Source organism: Micromonospora sp. DT44, from assembly GCF_049841635.1.
Lineage (GTDB): Bacteria > Actinomycetota > Actinomycetes > Mycobacteriales > Micromonosporaceae > Micromonospora.
On the sequence record NZ_JBNCKS010000187.1, the window covers coordinates 1 to 340 of the forward strand.

A 340-nucleotide genomic window follows, 5' to 3' on the forward strand; every position below is an offset into this window, starting at 1 on the left:
TCCGCAACCCTCCAAAAAATCCTTCAGATCCTTGGGCATGTCACCGGGAAGCTGCCTGCCCTCCTGCCGCCAATTATAAAGGTCTCGTCCGAGGTGTACCACAATCCCGTTGGTGGCCTTCCTCTTGTATGTTTGCGAGGGGGCTGGCAGCAGATTTTCTTGGCCATATTTGTAGTAGTCTCGTGCTATCTCGTCGAACGCTACCCACTCTTTTTCGGTCCTCTTCTTATTAACCATGAGACGTCCTCTCTGTTCTTTCAGCGCGGCTGGGACTCGGTGACTCAGAAGTGTGGCCGACGTACGTGACGTGGCCGCCGGCAACCACCATGGGCTCGGTTAT

1 protein-coding gene is annotated in these 340 nt (G+C 54.7%); it reads right to left on the reverse strand.

The window, feature by feature from the left end:
- On the reverse strand, window positions 1-237 hold a 237-nt coding region (locus ACLQ25_RS32855; protein WP_425734613.1), incomplete at its 3' end, for a hypothetical protein.
- Between the last annotated feature and the right edge of the window lie 103 nt (window positions 238-340).